General features: G+C 29.6%; 14 protein-coding genes. 5 read left to right on the forward strand and 9 right to left on the reverse strand.

Annotated features, from left to right (window positions below; all coding sequences use genetic code 11):
• The 6 genes from ACMUOV_RS05960 to ACMUOV_RS05985 all read right to left on the reverse strand — a co-directional run.
• The coding region (locus tag ACMUOV_RS05960) for a response regulator transcription factor (RefSeq protein WP_413854193.1) at window positions 1-343 on the reverse strand (343 nt) is incomplete at its 3' end.
• 51 nt (window positions 344-394) lie between these two features.
• Complete coding sequence (locus ACMUOV_RS05965) at window positions 395-1822, reverse strand: ATP-binding protein (RefSeq protein WP_413854194.1); 1428 nt, start codon at window positions 1820-1822, stop codon at window positions 395-397.
• A gap of 82 nt (window positions 1823-1904) precedes the next feature.
• Complete coding sequence (locus ACMUOV_RS05970; RefSeq protein ID WP_413854195.1) at window positions 1905-2195, reverse strand: hypothetical protein; 291 nt, start codon at window positions 2193-2195, stop codon at window positions 1905-1907.
• An 83-nt stretch (window positions 2196-2278) separates the two neighbouring features.
• Window positions 2279-3268 (reverse strand): class II fructose-1,6-bisphosphate aldolase, encoded by a 990-nt coding sequence (gene fba / locus ACMUOV_RS05975; RefSeq protein ID WP_413854196.1) that lies wholly within the window; start codon window positions 3266-3268, stop codon window positions 2279-2281.
• 1 nt (window position 3269) lies between these two features.
• Entirely contained in the window at window positions 3270-4292 is a 1023-nt protein-coding gene (locus ACMUOV_RS05980; protein WP_413854197.1) for an acetyl-CoA carboxylase carboxyltransferase subunit alpha, read from the reverse strand.
• Between the two features lie 11 nt (window positions 4293-4303).
• A complete protein-coding gene (locus tag ACMUOV_RS05985) occupies window positions 4304-5008 on the reverse strand; it encodes a hypothetical protein (protein ID WP_413854198.1) in 705 nt (234 codons plus the stop codon).
• A 195-nt stretch (window positions 5009-5203) separates the two neighbouring features.
• On the opposite strand from ACMUOV_RS05985, the gene ACMUOV_RS05990 reads away from it, so the two are divergent.
• The 3 genes from ACMUOV_RS05990 (at window position 5204) to ACMUOV_RS06000 (ending at window position 9053) form a co-directional block, all read left to right on the forward strand.
• On the forward strand, window positions 5204-6412 hold the full coding sequence (locus tag ACMUOV_RS05990; RefSeq protein WP_413854199.1) for an acetate/propionate family kinase: 1209 nt from the start codon (window positions 5204-5206) through the stop codon (window positions 6410-6412).
• 62 nt (window positions 6413-6474) lie between these two features.
• Window positions 6475-7536, forward strand: a complete 1062-nt coding sequence (gene recA / locus ACMUOV_RS05995) for a recombinase RecA (protein WP_413854200.1) — start codon at window positions 6475-6477, stop codon at window positions 7534-7536.
• Between the two features lie 5 nt (window positions 7537-7541).
• Complete coding sequence (locus tag ACMUOV_RS06000) at window positions 7542-9053, forward strand: hypothetical protein (protein WP_413854201.1); 1512 nt, start codon at window positions 7542-7544, stop codon at window positions 9051-9053.
• A gap of 181 nt (window positions 9054-9234) precedes the next feature.
• Here the strand turns inward: ACMUOV_RS06000 and ACMUOV_RS06005 are convergent, their stop codons facing one another.
• The 3 genes from ACMUOV_RS06005 to ACMUOV_RS06015 form a co-directional block, all read right to left on the reverse strand.
• Window positions 9235-9399, reverse strand: coding sequence for a hypothetical protein (locus ACMUOV_RS06005; RefSeq protein WP_413854202.1), 165 nt, complete (start codon window positions 9397-9399; stop codon window positions 9235-9237).
• Window positions 9396-9965, reverse strand: a complete 570-nt coding sequence (locus ACMUOV_RS06010; protein WP_413854203.1) for an AAA family ATPase — start codon at window positions 9963-9965, stop codon at window positions 9396-9398. The genes ACMUOV_RS06005 and ACMUOV_RS06010 overlap by 4 nt, the downstream gene beginning before the upstream one ends.
• 122 nt (window positions 9966-10087) lie before the next feature.
• Window positions 10088-10411 (reverse strand): helix-turn-helix domain-containing protein, encoded by a 324-nt coding sequence (locus ACMUOV_RS06015; RefSeq protein WP_413854204.1) that lies wholly within the window; start codon window positions 10409-10411, stop codon window positions 10088-10090.
• 188 nt (window positions 10412-10599) lie between these two features.
• On the opposite strand from ACMUOV_RS06015, the gene ACMUOV_RS06020 reads away from it, so the two are divergent.
• On the forward strand, window positions 10600-11448 hold the full coding sequence (locus tag ACMUOV_RS06020) for a hypothetical protein (protein WP_413854205.1): 849 nt from the start codon (window positions 10600-10602) through the stop codon (window positions 11446-11448).
• Window positions 11448-17306 (forward strand): autotransporter domain-containing protein, encoded by a 5859-nt coding sequence (locus ACMUOV_RS06025; protein WP_413854206.1) that lies wholly within the window; start codon window positions 11448-11450, stop codon window positions 17304-17306. Before ACMUOV_RS06020 ends, ACMUOV_RS06025 begins: the two co-directional genes overlap by 1 nt.
• Window positions 17307-17310: the final 4 nt, after the last annotated feature.

Here is a 17310-nt window from a genome sequence, read left to right on the forward strand (position 1 = left end):
CAAGCAATTCCTGGTTACTGAAAGGTTTTGTAATATAGTCATCGGCACCTACGGTTAAGCCGGTTACTTTATCGTGCTCGGTAGATTCAACTGTCAACATTATTACCGGTATATGTTTTATTGACGGAGTTTGTCTTATAATACGACAAAGTTCCACCCCGCCTATCTGTGGCATTTTTACATCCAAACAAATTAAGTCCGGTTTATATTGCAAAATTTTTTTATAGCCGTCGTCGGTGTCGGCGCATTTTATTACTCTAAAACCTTCAAATTCAAGCAAATCTCCTACCAATTCCCTTATGCTATCATCATCATCAACTATTACAATAGTGTTTTTAATCATAATTTATCCTTAAAATTTGCTTTGCAAATTTACTTAGGTTCTTTCGGTATTCTAATTTTTCGGTAAAACAAATTTAAAAACAGTACCTTTGCCGAGTTCGCTTTCCGCCCAAATATAACCGTTATGCAGTTTTATCATTTCCGCAACTATCGTTAATCCTAACCCTGTCCCTTTCGGTCTTTTAAATTCACTGTCTTTAACTTGGAAAAATTTTTTGAATATCATATCCACCTGACTTTTAGGAATACCGACACCGTCATCTTTAACCCAAACCTCAAGATAATCCTCTCCGTATCCGGAAGATTCCGGAAACAACGTCAATATTATATTCCCGTTTGCTTTTGTGAATTTCATTGCATTACCTATCAAATTTGTAACAAGTTGTTTTATTCTTTCAATATCAATATTAACAATTACATGTTGATTAACACTTTCATAAATAATATTTTTATTCTGTTGTAATGCCAAAGGTTTAAATAAGGAAACTATTTCATTTATAACAGCGGAAATATCGGCATCAACTTTTTTAATTTCAAGTTTATTAGCTTTTATTTTTGCCAAATCCAAAATATTATTTATAAAATTAGTAAGCCGTATTGTTGCCTGTTTTATTATATTTAAACCTTTTAATTGCTGTTCTTTAGAACTGCCTTTATTTATATTATCAATTAAAAGATTACAATATCCGTCTATTGCAGATAACGGAGAACGAAGTTCATGAGATACGCTTGAAACAAAACTGTCTTTCATTGAATCAAGTTCCTTCAACTGTTTTGCCATATTGTTAAAACTTTGAGATAAAACTCCTATTTCATCCTTACTGTTTGAAGAAACTTCAACATCCAAATTACCGTCGGCAATTTGCTTTGCGGTTTTTGTTAATAAATTTAACGGTTTCGATAATCTGTAACCTAAAAAATTTGCTATAAGAATTCCCAATATTATTGCTACTATTGCAACTTTTTTTATCTCCGAAGTCATTGTGGAAATTCCGGCATCTATTTGCTTTTGCATTTCATCTTGTGAAAAACCGACAATAAAAGTTCCAGTATTTTTATTTGAAACATTTAACGGAATACAATATTCATTAATATTTTCACCGCTTAATGATAAATATTTATTGGATAATTTCGTGTCGACTTTTTTTATTCTTTGCCGAAATTCACTGTCAATATTTCTATTGTTATCTCTTGATGAGTACATAACTATGTTATTTTGATTTACATAACCGGCATATACAACAGACGGGTTATAAGTTTTTATTAAATATTTTATCGCATTATGAATTTGCAAATCATCTTTTACTTTTGATGCCTGATAACACATTGAATAAAAACTTTTTAATGTTTTCATTCTTGATTGAGAAAACTGATATGTAAGGAACTCTTTTTGTGCTACAAAAATAGTATAAGAAACACCGACTATAACAAACAATAAAAGGATTGAAATGTATAGAGTAAATTTAAAGCGGATACCCATTAAAAAACCTTTAAAGGATATTAAACACAATTTGTTGCCGGTTAGTTAACCGACAACAAATTGTGTTTTAAACAAATTGTATTTATTCTTCAGATTGTTCCAAGTTTACAACAATGCCTTTTCCCAACTTGCCTGCAACAAGATTAAAAAGTGCAGCAACAACAACCAAACCTATTGACATTATAGCCGTATACAAAACTATAAAAATCAACCAAGAAAGAATTCTTGCACCGAAACCTAAATTAGAAGCCAATTCTGTAGGGAAAATAAAGAACGTAAAAATTCCTATTAAGGTACCAAGCAATGCAAACACTATCGGAAAACTTTTAACCAAAGAACCTACTGCAATCTTGTTAATTTCATAACTTGCCATAAACAGCACCCCTTTCCAAAATTATATCAACTTCTTACACTTATATTATTGAATTATAACAGAGTATCAACAAAATGTCAAATTTATTTATATATTTTTTTCATATCTTCCAATGTCATAGGAGCATAATCTCCGGCATGGCCTGCTGTACCGAAAGCTTTCATTTTACTTGCTATCAAACCTTGTAGTGCCGTTCTTGCAGGACCTAAATAATCTCTCGGGTCAAATTTTTCCGGGGTTTCGGTAAATACTTTTCTGATAGTAGCCGTCATTGCAAGTCTCCCGTCGGTATCAACATTAATTTTTTGAACACCGAGTTTAATTGCTTTTTGTAAATGTTCCATTGGAACACCTTCCGCACCCGGCATTTTTCCGCCGTATTTATTTACTGCATCTATCAATTCTTTAGGAACCGATGATGCCCCGTGAAGAACTATAGGAATATCTATAAGTTTTCTAACTTCTTCCAAAACATCAAATGCCAAAACTTTTGCACCTTTGAATTTATAAGCACCGTGCGATGTTCCTATTGCAATTGCAAGTGCATCAACACCGGTATCTTTTACAAACTGTTCGGCTTCTTTAGGATCGGTAATATGTGCGGAACCCGAACCTACTCCGTCTTCAATTCCGCCTAATCTTCCTATTTCAGCTTCTACGGTAACACCGTATTTATGTGCATATTCAACAACTGATCTTGTTACGTTAACATTATATTCATAGTCGGAAGGAGTTTTTCCGTCTTCTTTTAATGAACCGTCTATCATAACCGACGAAAAGCCCAAATCAATAGCTTTTTTTGCACTGTCCAAAGAATTACCGTGATCTAAGTGCATTGCAACCGGAATTGTAGGGTTTTCTATAACGGCAGCTTTCATTAAATATCCCAAATATGTAAAATTCGAGTATTTTAATGCTCCTCTGCTTGCCTGAATAATAACCGGTGACTGTGTTTCCTGAGCTGCAGCCATAATTGCCTGAATCTGCTCCATGTTATTAACATTGTAAGCACCTACTCCATAGCCCTTTTTTCTTGCTTCCTCTAAAATTTGTTTCATTGGAACTAAAGCCATTTCATTTCCTCCTGATTTTTCTTGTATTTTTTTCTGCTGACTTATTCTTTATTGCTTTTTCTTTTAAATTTTCCTCGTAAACACCCATAACTCTGAATTTATTATATCTGTCTTGTGAAAGTTCTTTTTTTGACATCTGTAAAAGAGCACTTAAATGTTTACTTATCGCTCTTTTTACGTTCATCGCCGTTTCAACAGGGTCGATATGAGCACCGCCGATAGGTTCCGGTATAATTTCATCTATAACCTTAAATTTTAATAAGTCTTTTGCCGTTATTTTTAATGCTTCGGCAGCTTCTTTTGCTTTTGTTGCATCCCTAAATAAAATAGCCGCACAACCTTCCGGTGATATTACCGAGTAGTAAGCATTTTCAAGCATTAAAACTCTGTTCGCAACACCTATACCAAGTGCACCACCCGAACCGCCTTCACCTATAACGATACTTATTACCGGAACTTTTAAATTTGACATTTCTCTTAAATTTCTTGCTATTGCTTCTGCCTGTCCTCTTTCTTCTGCCGCAATCCCGGGATAAGCACCTGCCGTTCCTATAAAAGTTATAATAGGTTTGTTGAACTTTTCGGCAAATTTCATCAATCTTAATGCTTTTCTGTAACCTTCAGGATGTGCCATTGCAAAATTTCTGTCAAGATTTTCCTGAATGGTTTTTCCTTTTTGATGACCTATAACAACAACCGGCTTTGTATCTATTGTAGCAAGCCCGCAAACTAAAGCGGGGTCATCCCCGAATACCCTGTCTCCGTGAAGCTCAACAAAATTTTCACAGATATATTTAATGTAATCCAAAGTATACGGTCTGTCCGGATGACGTGCAATGGCTATTTTCTGCCATGAAGTTAACGAACCGTATATCCGTTTTTTTAGTTTTTCTTTTTTCTCTTCAAGGTCTGCAATTTCACTTGAAAAATCTATTTTACTATGTTCGGCAGAAACTTTTAAACTTAATATTTTCTTTTCAAGTTCTATTACCGGTTGTTCAAAATCCAAAGCAAATTCACTCATTTTTTAACCTCTTAAAACCTACCGTAATAACTTAATCTTAAAATTCTTTCACAACCGAATCTTTCCTCATCACCGGTCAATATATTTCTTAATATAAAATCAATACCGAAATTTTCGGTGGCCCACAATTTAAAACCTAAATTAAGTCTTGCATCGGCTCCTTTTCCTATATTATCATATTCCAACATAGCCAAAAAAGAGTCATCTACTATTGAATAAGAACTGCCGACAAAACCCAACAAACGAACTTCTTTAAAATCATTTACATTTAAACCGAGATTAAAATTCAACCCGGGTAACAACAACTCTTTTCCTATAACGGTATAAATACCTTTACCTTTTTGTAAAAATTCACTGTTGGAATCATTATAAAAGAATCCTTGTCCGTCATAACCTACGGCAACACCGGGAAACTTTGCATCGCCCTCATATACATTTAATTTTATTTGTAATGCCGGAATGGCAACTACGGTATTTCCTACACCAACTATATTACTTAATTCCCAACTTACACCCAAATTTAAAGCTTTAAAAATTCCGAAAGATATTTTGGACGTAACACCGCCGTTATTAAAAATTCTAAATTGCATTTCATAACTTCCGTAATCCAAAATGGAATATGTAGGAGTATCTATCAATTCCGTAACGGTTACGGCAAATAAATTTGTTTGAATAAATAAAATTGCCGATAAAATAAAAAATATTTTTTTTAACAACTTGCTTCTCCTTAGCGGTATTATCCGTTTATGATACCACATTTAAATTTTCAAAGCAAGTTTAATACGACAATTTATAATTTAAAATTTACAATTTACAATTAATGTATTTTTTATTTACAAAAAATAAAACACGAAAAAAGAATTTAAAATATGATATAATGAACAAAAGTTTATAAAAAAAGGGGAAACATAATGAAAGTTTTAGTTGTTAATTGCGGTTCATCGTCGGTAAAATATTCTTTGTTTGATATGGAAAACCAGCAAAAAATTGCCTGGGGGCTTGTAGAATGCATAGGGCTTGAAGAGGCATTTTACAAAAGGCAAACTTTAACCGTTCCTCAGGTAAAAACTTCATGCAAAGTTGCAAACCATTTTGAAGCGGTTCAAATAATAATAAAAGATTTGCTTGACGAAAAAACAGGAAGTATTAAAGATATAAAAGAAATTGCCGTTATCGGGCACAGAGTTGTGCACGGCGGATATAAATTTTCAAAACCGGTTCTTGTTAACGAACAGGTTAAAAAAGATTTGAAAGAATGTTATTCGATAGCACCTTTACATACACCTCACCATTATGCAGGTATAGAAGCGGTTGAAAAAATGCTTCCCGGAATTCCGTCGGTATTGGTATTTGATACCGCATTTCATCAAACAATGCCCGACTATGCTTACAGGTATGCAATTCCGAGCGAATATTACGAACAGGACCATGTCCGCAGATACGGTATGCACGGAACATCTCACAAATATGTAACACAAAAAGCTGCGGCAATGTTAAATATTCCCGTTGATAAAGTAAATTTAATTACATGCCATTTGGGTAATGGCAGTTCAATAACGGCAATAAAAAACGGTAAAGTTATAGATACATCTATGGGCTTTACACCTTTGGCAGGGCTTGTTATGGGAACAAGGTGCGGTGATATTGACCCTGCGGTTATTGTGCATATATTGGCAAAATATCCTAAAATGACATCGGACCAATTAAATAATCTTTTAAATAAACAAAGCGGTGTTGCAGCCGTTTCCGGTATTGCAGGCGGTGATATGAGAGAAGTTGAAGATGCAATGCTTGCCGGAGATAAAAAAGCCGAACTTGCATTTAATATGTTGTGTTACAGCGGCAAAAAATATTTGTGTGCCTATTACGGAATACTTAACGGTATCGACGGTATAGTATTTACCGCAGGTATAGGAGAAAATTCACCCTTAACACGAGCAAAAATATGTGAAGGGCTTGATAACCTCGGTATAAAAATAGATAAAGCTTTAAATGAACCAAGAAGCAGCAAAGAAAGATTTATTTCCGCAAGTGATTCCAAAATAAAAGTTATGGTTATCCCTACAAACGAAGAACTTATGATAGCAAGGGAATCGCTGGAAGTTTTAAATAAAAAATAAAACTTGACAATACTACAAATGTATTGTATATTATTCTAAAAATAAAATTCGGAGGAATAATAATGGGTAAAGACGAAAAATTAAAAGCTTTGGATTTAGCATTATCTCAAATTGAAAAAGATTTCGGTAAAGAAGCAATTATGAGATTAGGTGAACAACATGCAAAAGTTGACGTAAATAATGTAATACCTACAGGTTCTTTACCTTTAGATATAGCCATAGGAATAGGAGGAATTCCCAGGGGTAGAATTATAGAAATTTACGGACCAGAATCTTCCGGGAAATCTACACTTGCTCTTTGTATGGCAGCTCAAGCACAAAAACAGGGCGGAATAGTTGCTTACATTGATGCCGAACATGCAATGGATGCGGATTATGCAGCAAATTTGGGTGTAGATGTTGAAAATATGTTGATATCTCAACCGGATTCCGGCGAACAGGGGCTTGAAATTGCAGATAAACTTGTTCGTTCGGGTGCAGTTGATTTAATAGTAATAGATTCCGTTGCGGCACTTGTTCCGAGGGCTGAAATTGAAGGCGAAATGGGTGATTCTTTCGTAGGTATTCAGGCACGTTTAATGAGCCAGGGGTTAAGAAAACTTACTCCTACCGTTTCAAAATCAAAAACTTCAATAATATTTATTAACCAGTTAAGGCAAAAAATAGGTGTTATGTGGGGTAACCCCGAAACTACACCCGGCGGACTTGCGTTAAAATTTTATTCTTCCGTTCGTCTTGATATAAGAAAAATAGAAGCAATAAAAAAGAATAACGAAATTGTAGGCAATACCGTTAGGGTTAAAGTTGTAAAAAATAAAGTTGCCGCACCTTTTAAACAAGCGGAATTTGATATAGTGTTCGGTATCGGTATAGATAAAACCGGCTATCTTACAGATATAGGTGTTAATGACGGTTTCATTGAAAAAGCCGGTGCTTTCTATACATATAAAGAAGAAAGATTCCAGGGAAAAGATAAATTTAAAGAATTTTTAAATGCTAACCCGCAAGTTGCACTTGAAATAGAAAATGCTATAAGAGAAAAACACGGGCTGACCAAAATTGAAAGCAAACAGGATGAAACAAAACAACCTGCAAAACAGTCTAAATCCGAGAAGAAAAAGTAAAACTCATGAAAAAACTATTATTTGCATTTATAATCATTTTTGTTTTCTGTATAATTAACGTATATGCAAAAGATAAAAGCATTGTATTTTTTGTTGACGATTTAAATTCAATATCACAAAAAACGCTTGATAAAATACTTACATCAAACGAATTTAAATTTGTTGCAAGGATAAACCCGCAAAGTCAGTTACGTCTGGAAATTGAAAATTTGATAAGTTCGGGTAAACTTGAACCCGTATTGGAAATTACAAGTGAACCGTATTTCCCTTTATTATCGGAAGAAATTTCAGCTGACAGTTCATTGTCTTTTGACAGGGAGGACGATTTAAGTAATTTATTGGAAAACTACAAGGAAAGCTATTCTAATTTGTTTTCCGGTGATACTTACGGATTGTTTTTAACCGACGGTATTTTAAATAACGAAACTTTAAAAATATTTTACAAACATGATATTGTTTGGACAACCGCAAAACCGGAAAACACAAATTTATCAGGCGTATTTTATAATGAAGGTGTTATTTTATTTGCTTTATCAAAAAAATTTCCGTCTGCGGAAAAACAAATATCAACCTGGTTGGCACAAAATAAAAATTCGATTATACCTGTTTTATTAAGTCAAAAACATCTGCAAAATGACAAATTAATGGCATACATTATAAACTTTTTTGAAACAAGCAAACATACCGATGTTATACTGCCTTCTGACTTGCTTGATAAAACAATAAAATTTAACGAGGTCGTTTTATATAAAGATAAATATTTACCGAAAGATATGTTGATAAAAATTGCTAAAGCTTCCGAAGAAGTTGATAGCCAACAATATTCGCAAATGTACGAAACGATTTTCAGTGAATTTACAAACATGTATAGTTCTTCTTTGGTAACAAAAATAATAAAAAATGATGAAACCGCAAAAAAATTATTTGACGTTTCTTTTAAAAATGTTTTTAAACTGTCAGGAGAAGATATTCCGAATATAAATGTTCGTGAATCGGTTTCGGAAAACAAACAACAACAAAATCAACAAAGTTGTTTTACAAAAACGGATAAAGGGTATAAACTTAACAGCACCGGTATTATTAAAAGTTTTGAAATAAGAACAAATGACGGCTATGTTGATTTTTATGTGAATTCAAATTCGGAACTTGAAAATTTTGATATTTATATAGATATGAACGGAATAATTGATACGGGCGAACATAAAATGTTAAAACCGCTTAACGGTTTTTTTGTTTCGGAAAATGCATGGGAATATGCAATACGTGTAAAAGGAAAAACTATTTACGTTTATAAATTTATTATAGATTCTCCCGCTCCTGTTCGCAAATTAATGAGAACGGAAAATAAAATAAGAATACCTAAATCAATTCTAAGAGGAAACCCGTATAACTGGGCTTACCAGGTTGTAGTTGTTAAAGATGATAAAGTTGCCGATTTTTTGGCAAACGATAAAGAAAGAGAAAAATTTTTAAATACAACACCGTTGCAACTAAAGCTTTTTAAATGCAACGAATAATTATTATAAACCATCTTATATTTTTTAGGTATTTTTTCGTTTTGCAAAGATAAAACTCAAATAAGTCCTTCGGTTCAACTTTAAGTGCAGTCGCTAACCTGCCTATAAGTTCGGAAGAAGGAAAACTCCCACGTTCTTCAATCATAATTAATATGTCGCTTGTTGTTTGTAATATAAAATATTATTTAAAGGGTGATTTGTCTGTTATTGTGCCGTCCGGTAGTTGATATACAATTTTGCCGTTAATACAATAAACATTCGGAATACCTTTTTTGGTATTTTCTTCTTGAGCTTTTTTAACGGCTCTTGAACCTATTCTGGTAAGTTTTATAGCTAAATCTGTCATAAATTTTTCCTAAACAAAGTATATAAGTTTTCGTTTATTATTTCCACTTCTTTTCCTTTACCTTTTTGTGCGACAAATAAATAATTTTCATTTCCGTTATAATACAACAACCATTCATCTGCCAAACTTTTATACTTATTCCAAAAGTTTGAAATACTTCTTTTATATCTGCGAATAACATCTTCGTCCGGAACAGGATGTCCGCCGTTTTTAACCCTTACTTTTATTCTTTCAATACAGGTTTTTGAATTATCAACAAATGTATAAAGTAAAATAATTCTATATCCTAAATCTTTTGCTATTTTGAATGTATTAACATAATTATTACCGGATAATGTTGTTTCCACAGCAAGAGATAATTTTTCTTTAAAGCAATTTTCTATTCTTCTTTTTGTTTCTTTACCTGCAGAAATTTTAACTTTTGAAATATTTGTAGGGTTTAATTCCTTTGCTATATCATCAGCATTGATATATTCCAATTTATGTTCTTGTAACAGTTCTTTTGCAATTGTACTTTTACCACTGCCGTTTGCACATGCTAATACATAAAAAGTTTTTCTGCTCATAAAATAATTTTACTAAAAAATATAAATTTTTGGAACAAGTTTAAGTTTTTTATAAAGATTTTTGATTTTTTTAGAGATTTTAAATTTAAAAGATTTTTTAAAAGAAAGGAACCGGAAAGAAACTACAAAACGAAGGTGCGGATGAATTTGTAAACTAAAGAAAGGTTTTCTTTGGAAAGCTTGTCCAACATTGCCGTTATATCTTTTTTCAAATCTTTTTCGTTTTGCAAATGATAAAATTCAAATAAATCTTTCGGTTCAACTTTAAGTGCAATCGCTAACCTGTAAATTAAATTTGGAGAAGGAAAATTTTTGCCCGATTCTATACAACTGATTGTTTTAGGATCAACATCAACTAAATCGGCTAAATTACATTGTCTTAAACCATTTTTAATTCTGTATTCTTTAACTTTTAAACCAAATAATTTTTTAATATCTTTTTTCATTGTCATTACCTTCCTATATATAAAATAATAACAATTATAAATATTAATTTTAATGGTAAATTATTCCATAATTTGATAAAAACTTACATATTATGTAATATATTGTCATAGAATATGTATTTTTTTATTAATTTATTACTTAATTAATAGAGAAAAAACAAACTTTAAAATCTTAGGGTAATGTATATATGAAAAAAATATATTTTGATGATAGTATTTTGTTAAGTTTAAAAAAAAGAGAAAGCTTTTTTGATGAACTTAAAAATTTAGTTGATAAAAAGAAAATTCAAATTTTTATAAATCCAATTGATGACACACAATTCAAAAATCTTTTAATAAACCAAATAGATTTATTAAAAATAAAGAGATTAAATACTCCTAGTTATGTTTTAACTAAAAAATTCTTAAATTTTATAAATTGGCAAAATTTTAATTGTTCAGAAAAAGAAATATTTATATATGAAAAAAATTGTTGGGAATATAATAAAGATATTTATTCAGATGGGTATAAATTACTATATTTTTGTTTAAAAATTTTTGAAAATTATCTAATTAGAAATATAGATGTTTATGATAAAGAAATAGTAGCAAAAATAACAAATAAAGACAATGTAAGTAGAGAAAAAATATGTGTTTTATTATCGCGAATACACAAAATATCAAAAATTGAAGATATTCAAACAAAAGAATATCTAATTAGGAATATTAGTTATTATTTGTTTAAAAATAACATACCTATAAAAGAACCTATGGAAATTGAATATTTAAAAGATTTTTATAACAAGAATAAATATATTGAATTTATTGCTAATTTTATTATAAAAGTTTTAAACGAAATGATAACAACTAATAGTTTAATGCTTTTTAGTTTATTTGATACAGAACAATTAATCTATTCAGAATATGTTGATATTTTTTTCTACAAAGATATTGATACATATGAATTCTTACCTAAAGAAAATAAAGAAATTTATAACAAATTTAAAAATGTCAAAAATTGCGGTGAAATAATTGAAATGTTAAGAGAGGTTATTTAATGAAAATAAAAACTCTATTAATTGTTAGTTTGTTATTTTTATCGATAAATATTTTTGCAACTGGAGTAAGTTTTGAAGAAAATAGAGAAGATGCTGTTAATGATTTAAAAACTTTTACTGTTGAAACTTCTGTTTTGAAATTAGAAGAAGATTCATCAACTTCTATTCCAACAATAAAACAATATTGGTTAAATTCGGAAAATAATTCTATTAACGAACTAATTGACTTTGCTATAAATATTAACGACATAGGAACCGGAAGTAATTCAATATATTATAAATGGGCTAAAGATAGTAATAATAATATAGTTCTTCAGAATGGAACATCCAGTGATTATAATTTAAAAATAAACTATTCAAATTATACGAATACAAGCCAAAGTATAACAACCAATAATACAACAATTTCAGATAAATTTTTTTACAATTCACCAACAGGAACAATTTTGAATTATGCAACAGACACAAAAATAAATGGAATATTTGCTAACAATCACAATTCTCAATATGACCAATTTTACAATGGTGGAAATATAATAAATTATAAATACAAAATTAATAGTATAGATGGTATCTTTATAAATAATTATGAGAATGGTTCGATTCGTGCATTTGGTGGAGCAATATTTAATACAGAAAATTCTATAGGGAATAGATCTTATATAGAGAGTGTAACTGGTGATTTTGTTGGTAACTACACAGTTTCTTCCGGTAATGATTCAAATGTTTTGAGTGGTGGTGGTGCTATATATAATTACACTACAATAGTAACCATAAATTCTAATTTTATATTAAATCATTCTAATGGTGTTAGAAGCAGTGGTGGTGCCATTTCTAATTGTGATATAGATACAAGAAATATGGCTTATATAACAAACATAAAAGGTGATTTTATACTGAATTATGTTTATGCTACAGGCAGCTCATCAGGTGGGAATGGAGGGGCAATATATAATAATGGATATATAACAAATATTGATGGAACTTTTATAAATAACTCAGTAAAATCAGTTTCTTATACGGGTAATGGCGGAGCTATATTTAATGTGCATGATATACAGAATATAACAGGAAATTTTATAGAAAATTATATTGATTCTCGTTCGAATGCTTATGGAGGTGCTATTTATAATAAAAATTCATTAACTGGTGAATATTGTATAAATAATATAATTGCAAATTTCATCGGTAATTATGCAAAATCATCAAATGGTGCTGCTTATGGTGGAGCCATTTATAATAAGCATATTATAAATAACATTACCGGGATTTTTATAAATAATAGTGCAATGGGAATAACTGCTTATGGTGGAGCAATAGCAAACGAAGGGCAGATGACAATAGTTGATGCAAAATTTATAAACAATACTGCAACAAGTTATGGTGGTGCTATTTATAATTCTAAGGATTTGAATTTAATAGCAAATACTACTGATATAGAATTTAAAAATAATAATATAAAAGGTATTTCAAATGCAGTATATGATAGTAGTGGAACTATAAATTTGTTAGCAAATGAAAATAAAAATATTATTTTTAATGATAGAATAAAATCTCAGGATAACAAAAGTATATTAAATATTAACAGTTCTACATCAACACTCAATGCAATAGGTAAAATAATATTAAATGAAGATATGAGTGATTTTTTAGGAACGGTCAATTTATATAATGGAGAAATAGAATTACAAGCAAAAACTAATGGTAATAATATTAATACAAACAAATTATTTAGCGGAAATATCAATTTAAGTAGTGGAACATTTAATATTTTAAATAATTCAATAGACAACATAATAATATCAACTTTAACTACAACATCAAATGTTAATTTGCAAATAGATGTAGATTTAAGAGACAATAAAAGTGATAATTTTACAATAACAAACAATATAACAGGTGAAATAAATTTAGAAGCTATAAATATTTTGAATACATTAAATGATAGCGGATATATTACATTATTTAACAATGAAAAATCACCAACTATTAACATATTAACTAACGGATATTATAACGGGTACGAATATGTTTTTACAAATAGTTTAAAAGAAGGAGTGATCGATTATGAAAAAACAGGAATCGAAAGAACCTTTAAAGATGTTATTAATTTAGAAACATATGTAAGATCTTATTCCTTATCAAAAGATGAAATCGTTACAGAAAATTTAGAAAATCTCGGTGGACATCAATTGACGATTTTTGGTAATGGTTATTATGTTAAAAGTTCAAATAATTTTGAAGGAATATATGTCGCAAAAGATAAAACTTTAAATATAGAAAATGTTAATAATTGGAGCGGATTTAATAATACTTACGGTGCAATTAAAAATGAAGGAACTTTAAATATTAGCGGAACAAATTTTAGTAATAATGAAGGACACGACATAATAAATAATGGAAATTTGGTGCTTACAGATGTTTCAAGCAGTTTTGAAAAAGGAATTATAGGAACAGGCACAACAACAATAAATGGTGTAAGTATTAATTTAGCAAATGCAGTAATTGAACAAAACAAAATAGAAATAGAAAACAATGGAAGTTTAAAAACAAAAGCACAAAATATTGTTGGAAAAATAGAAAATAATTCAAATTTAATACTTATTGAAGGAACAAATAATAATTATATTTTTGGCAGTGGAATAACAACGATTGATGGTTCAGTGATAAACAGTTCAACAATAGTAAACAATATAAAAATAAATTCTTCAAAACAATTAACGACCTCAGCAACAAATATTAACGGGCAAATAGAAAATAATGGAAATTTAGTATTTATTGGTGGGAATAACAACAATCAAATAATCGGAACTGGAACGACAATAATAGACGGAACTGTTACAAATGATTCTTCAATAACAAATTTTGTAACAATAAATCAAAATAAGCAATTAACCACATCGGCAACAAACATTAAGAAAAGCATACAAAATAATGGGAAATTGATATTTAACGACGGAAGTAACAACAATCAAATAACTGGAACGGGAACAACGATAATAGACGGAGAAGTAATTAATAATTCAACAGTAATTAACAAAGTAAAAATAAATTATGTAAAAAAATTAACAACCAATGCAAGTAATATTAATGGACAAATAGAAAATAATGGTACTTTAATTTTAAATGGTGGAATAAACAATAATATAATTACTGGAAATATAATTATTGGAATGGGTTCAATTCAAATATACGATGATGTAATAAATCAAGCAAATATAACACAAGATAATTTAGAAATATTAGCAAACAAAAAACTAACAAATAAATCAACCATAACAATAAATGAACTGCTTACAATAAATAGTAATGCAAAAATAATAAATAGTGGTAAATTAGTAATAAACAGTGGAATAAACAATGGTAATATAGAGAAAATATCAAACTCATCTTTAATAACAATATCGGAAAATTTTACGAATAACGGAACGATAAATTCTTCTCTTGCGATAGAGCAAAGCGGAACTGTAAAAAGTAATGCAACAAATATTGACGGACAAATAGAAAACAATGGAAGTTTAGTTCTTAATGCAGGAGAAAATAAAAACTATATTTTAGGAATAGGCACAACAACGATTGACGGTTCAATAATAAATAGTTCAACGATAGCAAACAATATAAAAATAAACTCTTCAAAACAATTAACGACCTCAGCAACAAATATTAACGGACAAATAGAAAATAATGGTAATTTAATATTTAATGGTGGAACGAATAATAATATAGTTACCGGAACAGGTTTAACACAAATTTATGATAATGTAACAAATCAAGCAAATATAACACAGAATAATTTAGAAATATTAGCAAATAAACAACTGACAAATTCATCAACAATAACAATAAAGGAACTGCTTACAATAAATAACAATGCAAAAGTAATAAATAATGGTAAATTATTGATAAGTAGTGGAACAAATAATGGAAGTATTGACCAAACAACTAACACATCTATAACAATAATTTATGGAAATTTTGTAAATAATGGAACAATAAAACAGAAAGAATTAAATATAGCAGAAACAGGTAAAATAATAAATAACAATAATATAATTGCAAAAATAATAAATAGTGGAATTTTAATTTTGAATTCCGGAACAGAAAATAATAATGAAATAATGGGTAATGGTAAGTTATATATAAATTGTAATTTAATAAATAATAATGTTATCAATCAAAAAGAAATAGAAATAAATTCAAATATCAATATGGCAAGTTCTTTAGATAATACAGAACAGAAACTAAATGAATTTATAAACAATTCGGAAATATCTGCAGAAAAATTAAAACTAAAAGCAACAATGTTAAAGTTAACTGAAAACGGAATATTAAAAGTTAATAATTTTTATTCCGAACAAAATTCTGCAATGGATTTAGCAAATAATAAAATTCAACAACATAATTTTAAAACAATATCGGTAACAGATAATTTAAATTTATCAGTTGATGTTGATTTAATAAATAAACAAATGGATACAATTACAGCAGATAATTACGACGGAACAGGAAAAATAAATATAAATGAAATAAATATATTAACTGATACCAAACAAGAAAAAATCAGCATAACATTTACAACATCAACTGTTTTAAAAGGAAATATAACATCAGTCAATACTGCAAATTCAAGAGTATTTAAATACGATGTGGAGTATAACAAAAATTTAGGGAACCTTATTTTTTCTTTAACAAAAGATATTAATTTTACGGTAATTGAAAGTCAAGTGGCAAATTCCGTCGGTGGGTTTGTAACACAAACAACAATATTTAACCAAGCATTTGCAAGTATGGAAAATATTAGAAGTAGAATATTACAGGTAAAAAACAAAATTACCGATAAAAGTCCGTTATATGCTTCAACTGCAAACACAATATTTTTCCAAAAGACAAACAGAATAGAAAGCGGATTATGGTTAAGACCTTTTTATTCTCAAGAAACGATAAATCTTGATAATTTATCTGTAGATAATACATTAACGGGAACACTTGCCGGGCTTGACGTGGCAACAGGTGAAAACAGTTTAGTATCTGTATATTTAGGATATGCCGGAAGTGAACAGAAATATGAAAATGTAAAAGTAAACCAAACAGGGTATATTTTAGGTGTAACGGGAATGTTAATAAAAGAACAATGGTATGCGGGCTTAACGGCAAACATCAATTTTAATAAAGCGGAAAGCCAAAGCAGTTACGGAACGGATAACTTTGATATGAATATGTATTCTGTTGGTGCAAAAGCAGGATATAATTATGAAATAAATGATAACTGGACATTAGAACCTAATTTAATGTTGATGTATGGAAATGTAAACAGCCAAGAATATCAAACAAAACAAGGAGCAAAAGTTGAAGGACAATCCGTAGCAAACATAATATTTGAACCACAAGTAAAAGCAAAATTAAATTTAGAAAACGGTTGGCAACCTTACGGATTAATAGGTTATATAGTAAATGCAGGTGATAAAGCAAAAGTAAAAGCAGAGGAAGTAGAATTTGACGGAAAGAAAATAGGAAATTATGTTGAATTTGGTGCAGGAATAGATAAAAGTTTTAAAAACAGCCCATGGAGTTTATATATTCAATTAACGGGAAGAAGCGGAGACAGAACCGGCTTTGACGGCAATTTCGGAATAAAATACAGTTTTTTAACCGCTAAAGAAAAAAGAAAAATTGCAAAAATAAAAAAGATACAAGCAAAAAGAAAAGCCAAAGAAGAATTTTTAAGGGAGAAAAAGAAAGCGGAATTGAAAGAGCAACAAGAAATAGAAGAAGAAACCAAAAGAATTCAGCAGGAAGAACAAGAAAAGCAGAGAAGATTAGAAATTCAAAGAAGAATAAAAGCAAATTATGAAGAATAAATAT

This window comes from Candidatus Ruminimicrobium bovinum (assembly GCF_902760015.1).
In the GTDB taxonomy this organism is placed as follows: Bacteria; Elusimicrobiota; Endomicrobiia; order Endomicrobiales; family Endomicrobiaceae; genus Ruminimicrobium; species Ruminimicrobium bovinum.

Excerpts from the sequence above, each read along its gene's own strand:
- ACMUOV_RS05965 (WP_413854194.1), bottom strand. The coding sequence starts at position 1,822 with ATGGGTATCCGCTTTAAATTTACTCTATACATTTCAATCCTTTTATTG.
- ACMUOV_RS05970 (WP_413854195.1), bottom strand. The coding sequence starts at position 2,195 with ATGGCAAGTTATGAAATTAACAAGATTGCAGTAGGTTCTTTGGTTAAA.
- fba (WP_413854196.1), bottom strand. The coding sequence starts at position 3,268 with ATGGCTTTAGTTCCAATGAAACAAATTTTAGAGGAAGCAAGAAAAAAG.
- ACMUOV_RS05980 (WP_413854197.1), bottom strand. The coding sequence starts at position 4,292 with ATGAGTGAATTTGCTTTGGATTTTGAACAACCGGTAATAGAACTTGAA.
- ACMUOV_RS05990 (WP_413854199.1), top strand. The coding sequence starts at position 5,204 with ATGAAAGTTTTAGTTGTTAATTGCGGTTCATCGTCGGTAAAATATTCT.
- recA (WP_413854200.1), top strand. The coding sequence starts at position 6,475 with ATGGGTAAAGACGAAAAATTAAAAGCTTTGGATTTAGCATTATCTCAA.
- ACMUOV_RS06000 (WP_413854201.1), top strand. The coding sequence starts at position 7,542 with ATGAAAAAACTATTATTTGCATTTATAATCATTTTTGTTTTCTGTATA.
- ACMUOV_RS06005 (WP_413854202.1), bottom strand. The coding sequence starts at position 9,399 with ATGACAGATTTAGCTATAAAACTTACCAGAATAGGTTCAAGAGCCGTT.
- ACMUOV_RS06010 (WP_413854203.1), bottom strand. The coding sequence starts at position 9,965 with ATGAGCAGAAAAACTTTTTATGTATTAGCATGTGCAAACGGCAGTGGT.
- ACMUOV_RS06015 (WP_413854204.1), bottom strand. The coding sequence starts at position 10,411 with ATGAAAAAAGATATTAAAAAATTATTTGGTTTAAAAGTTAAAGAATAC.
- ACMUOV_RS06020 (WP_413854205.1), top strand. The coding sequence starts at position 10,600 with ATGAAAAAAATATATTTTGATGATAGTATTTTGTTAAGTTTAAAAAAA.
- ACMUOV_RS06025 (WP_413854206.1), top strand. The coding sequence starts at position 11,448 with ATGAAAATAAAAACTCTATTAATTGTTAGTTTGTTATTTTTATCGATA.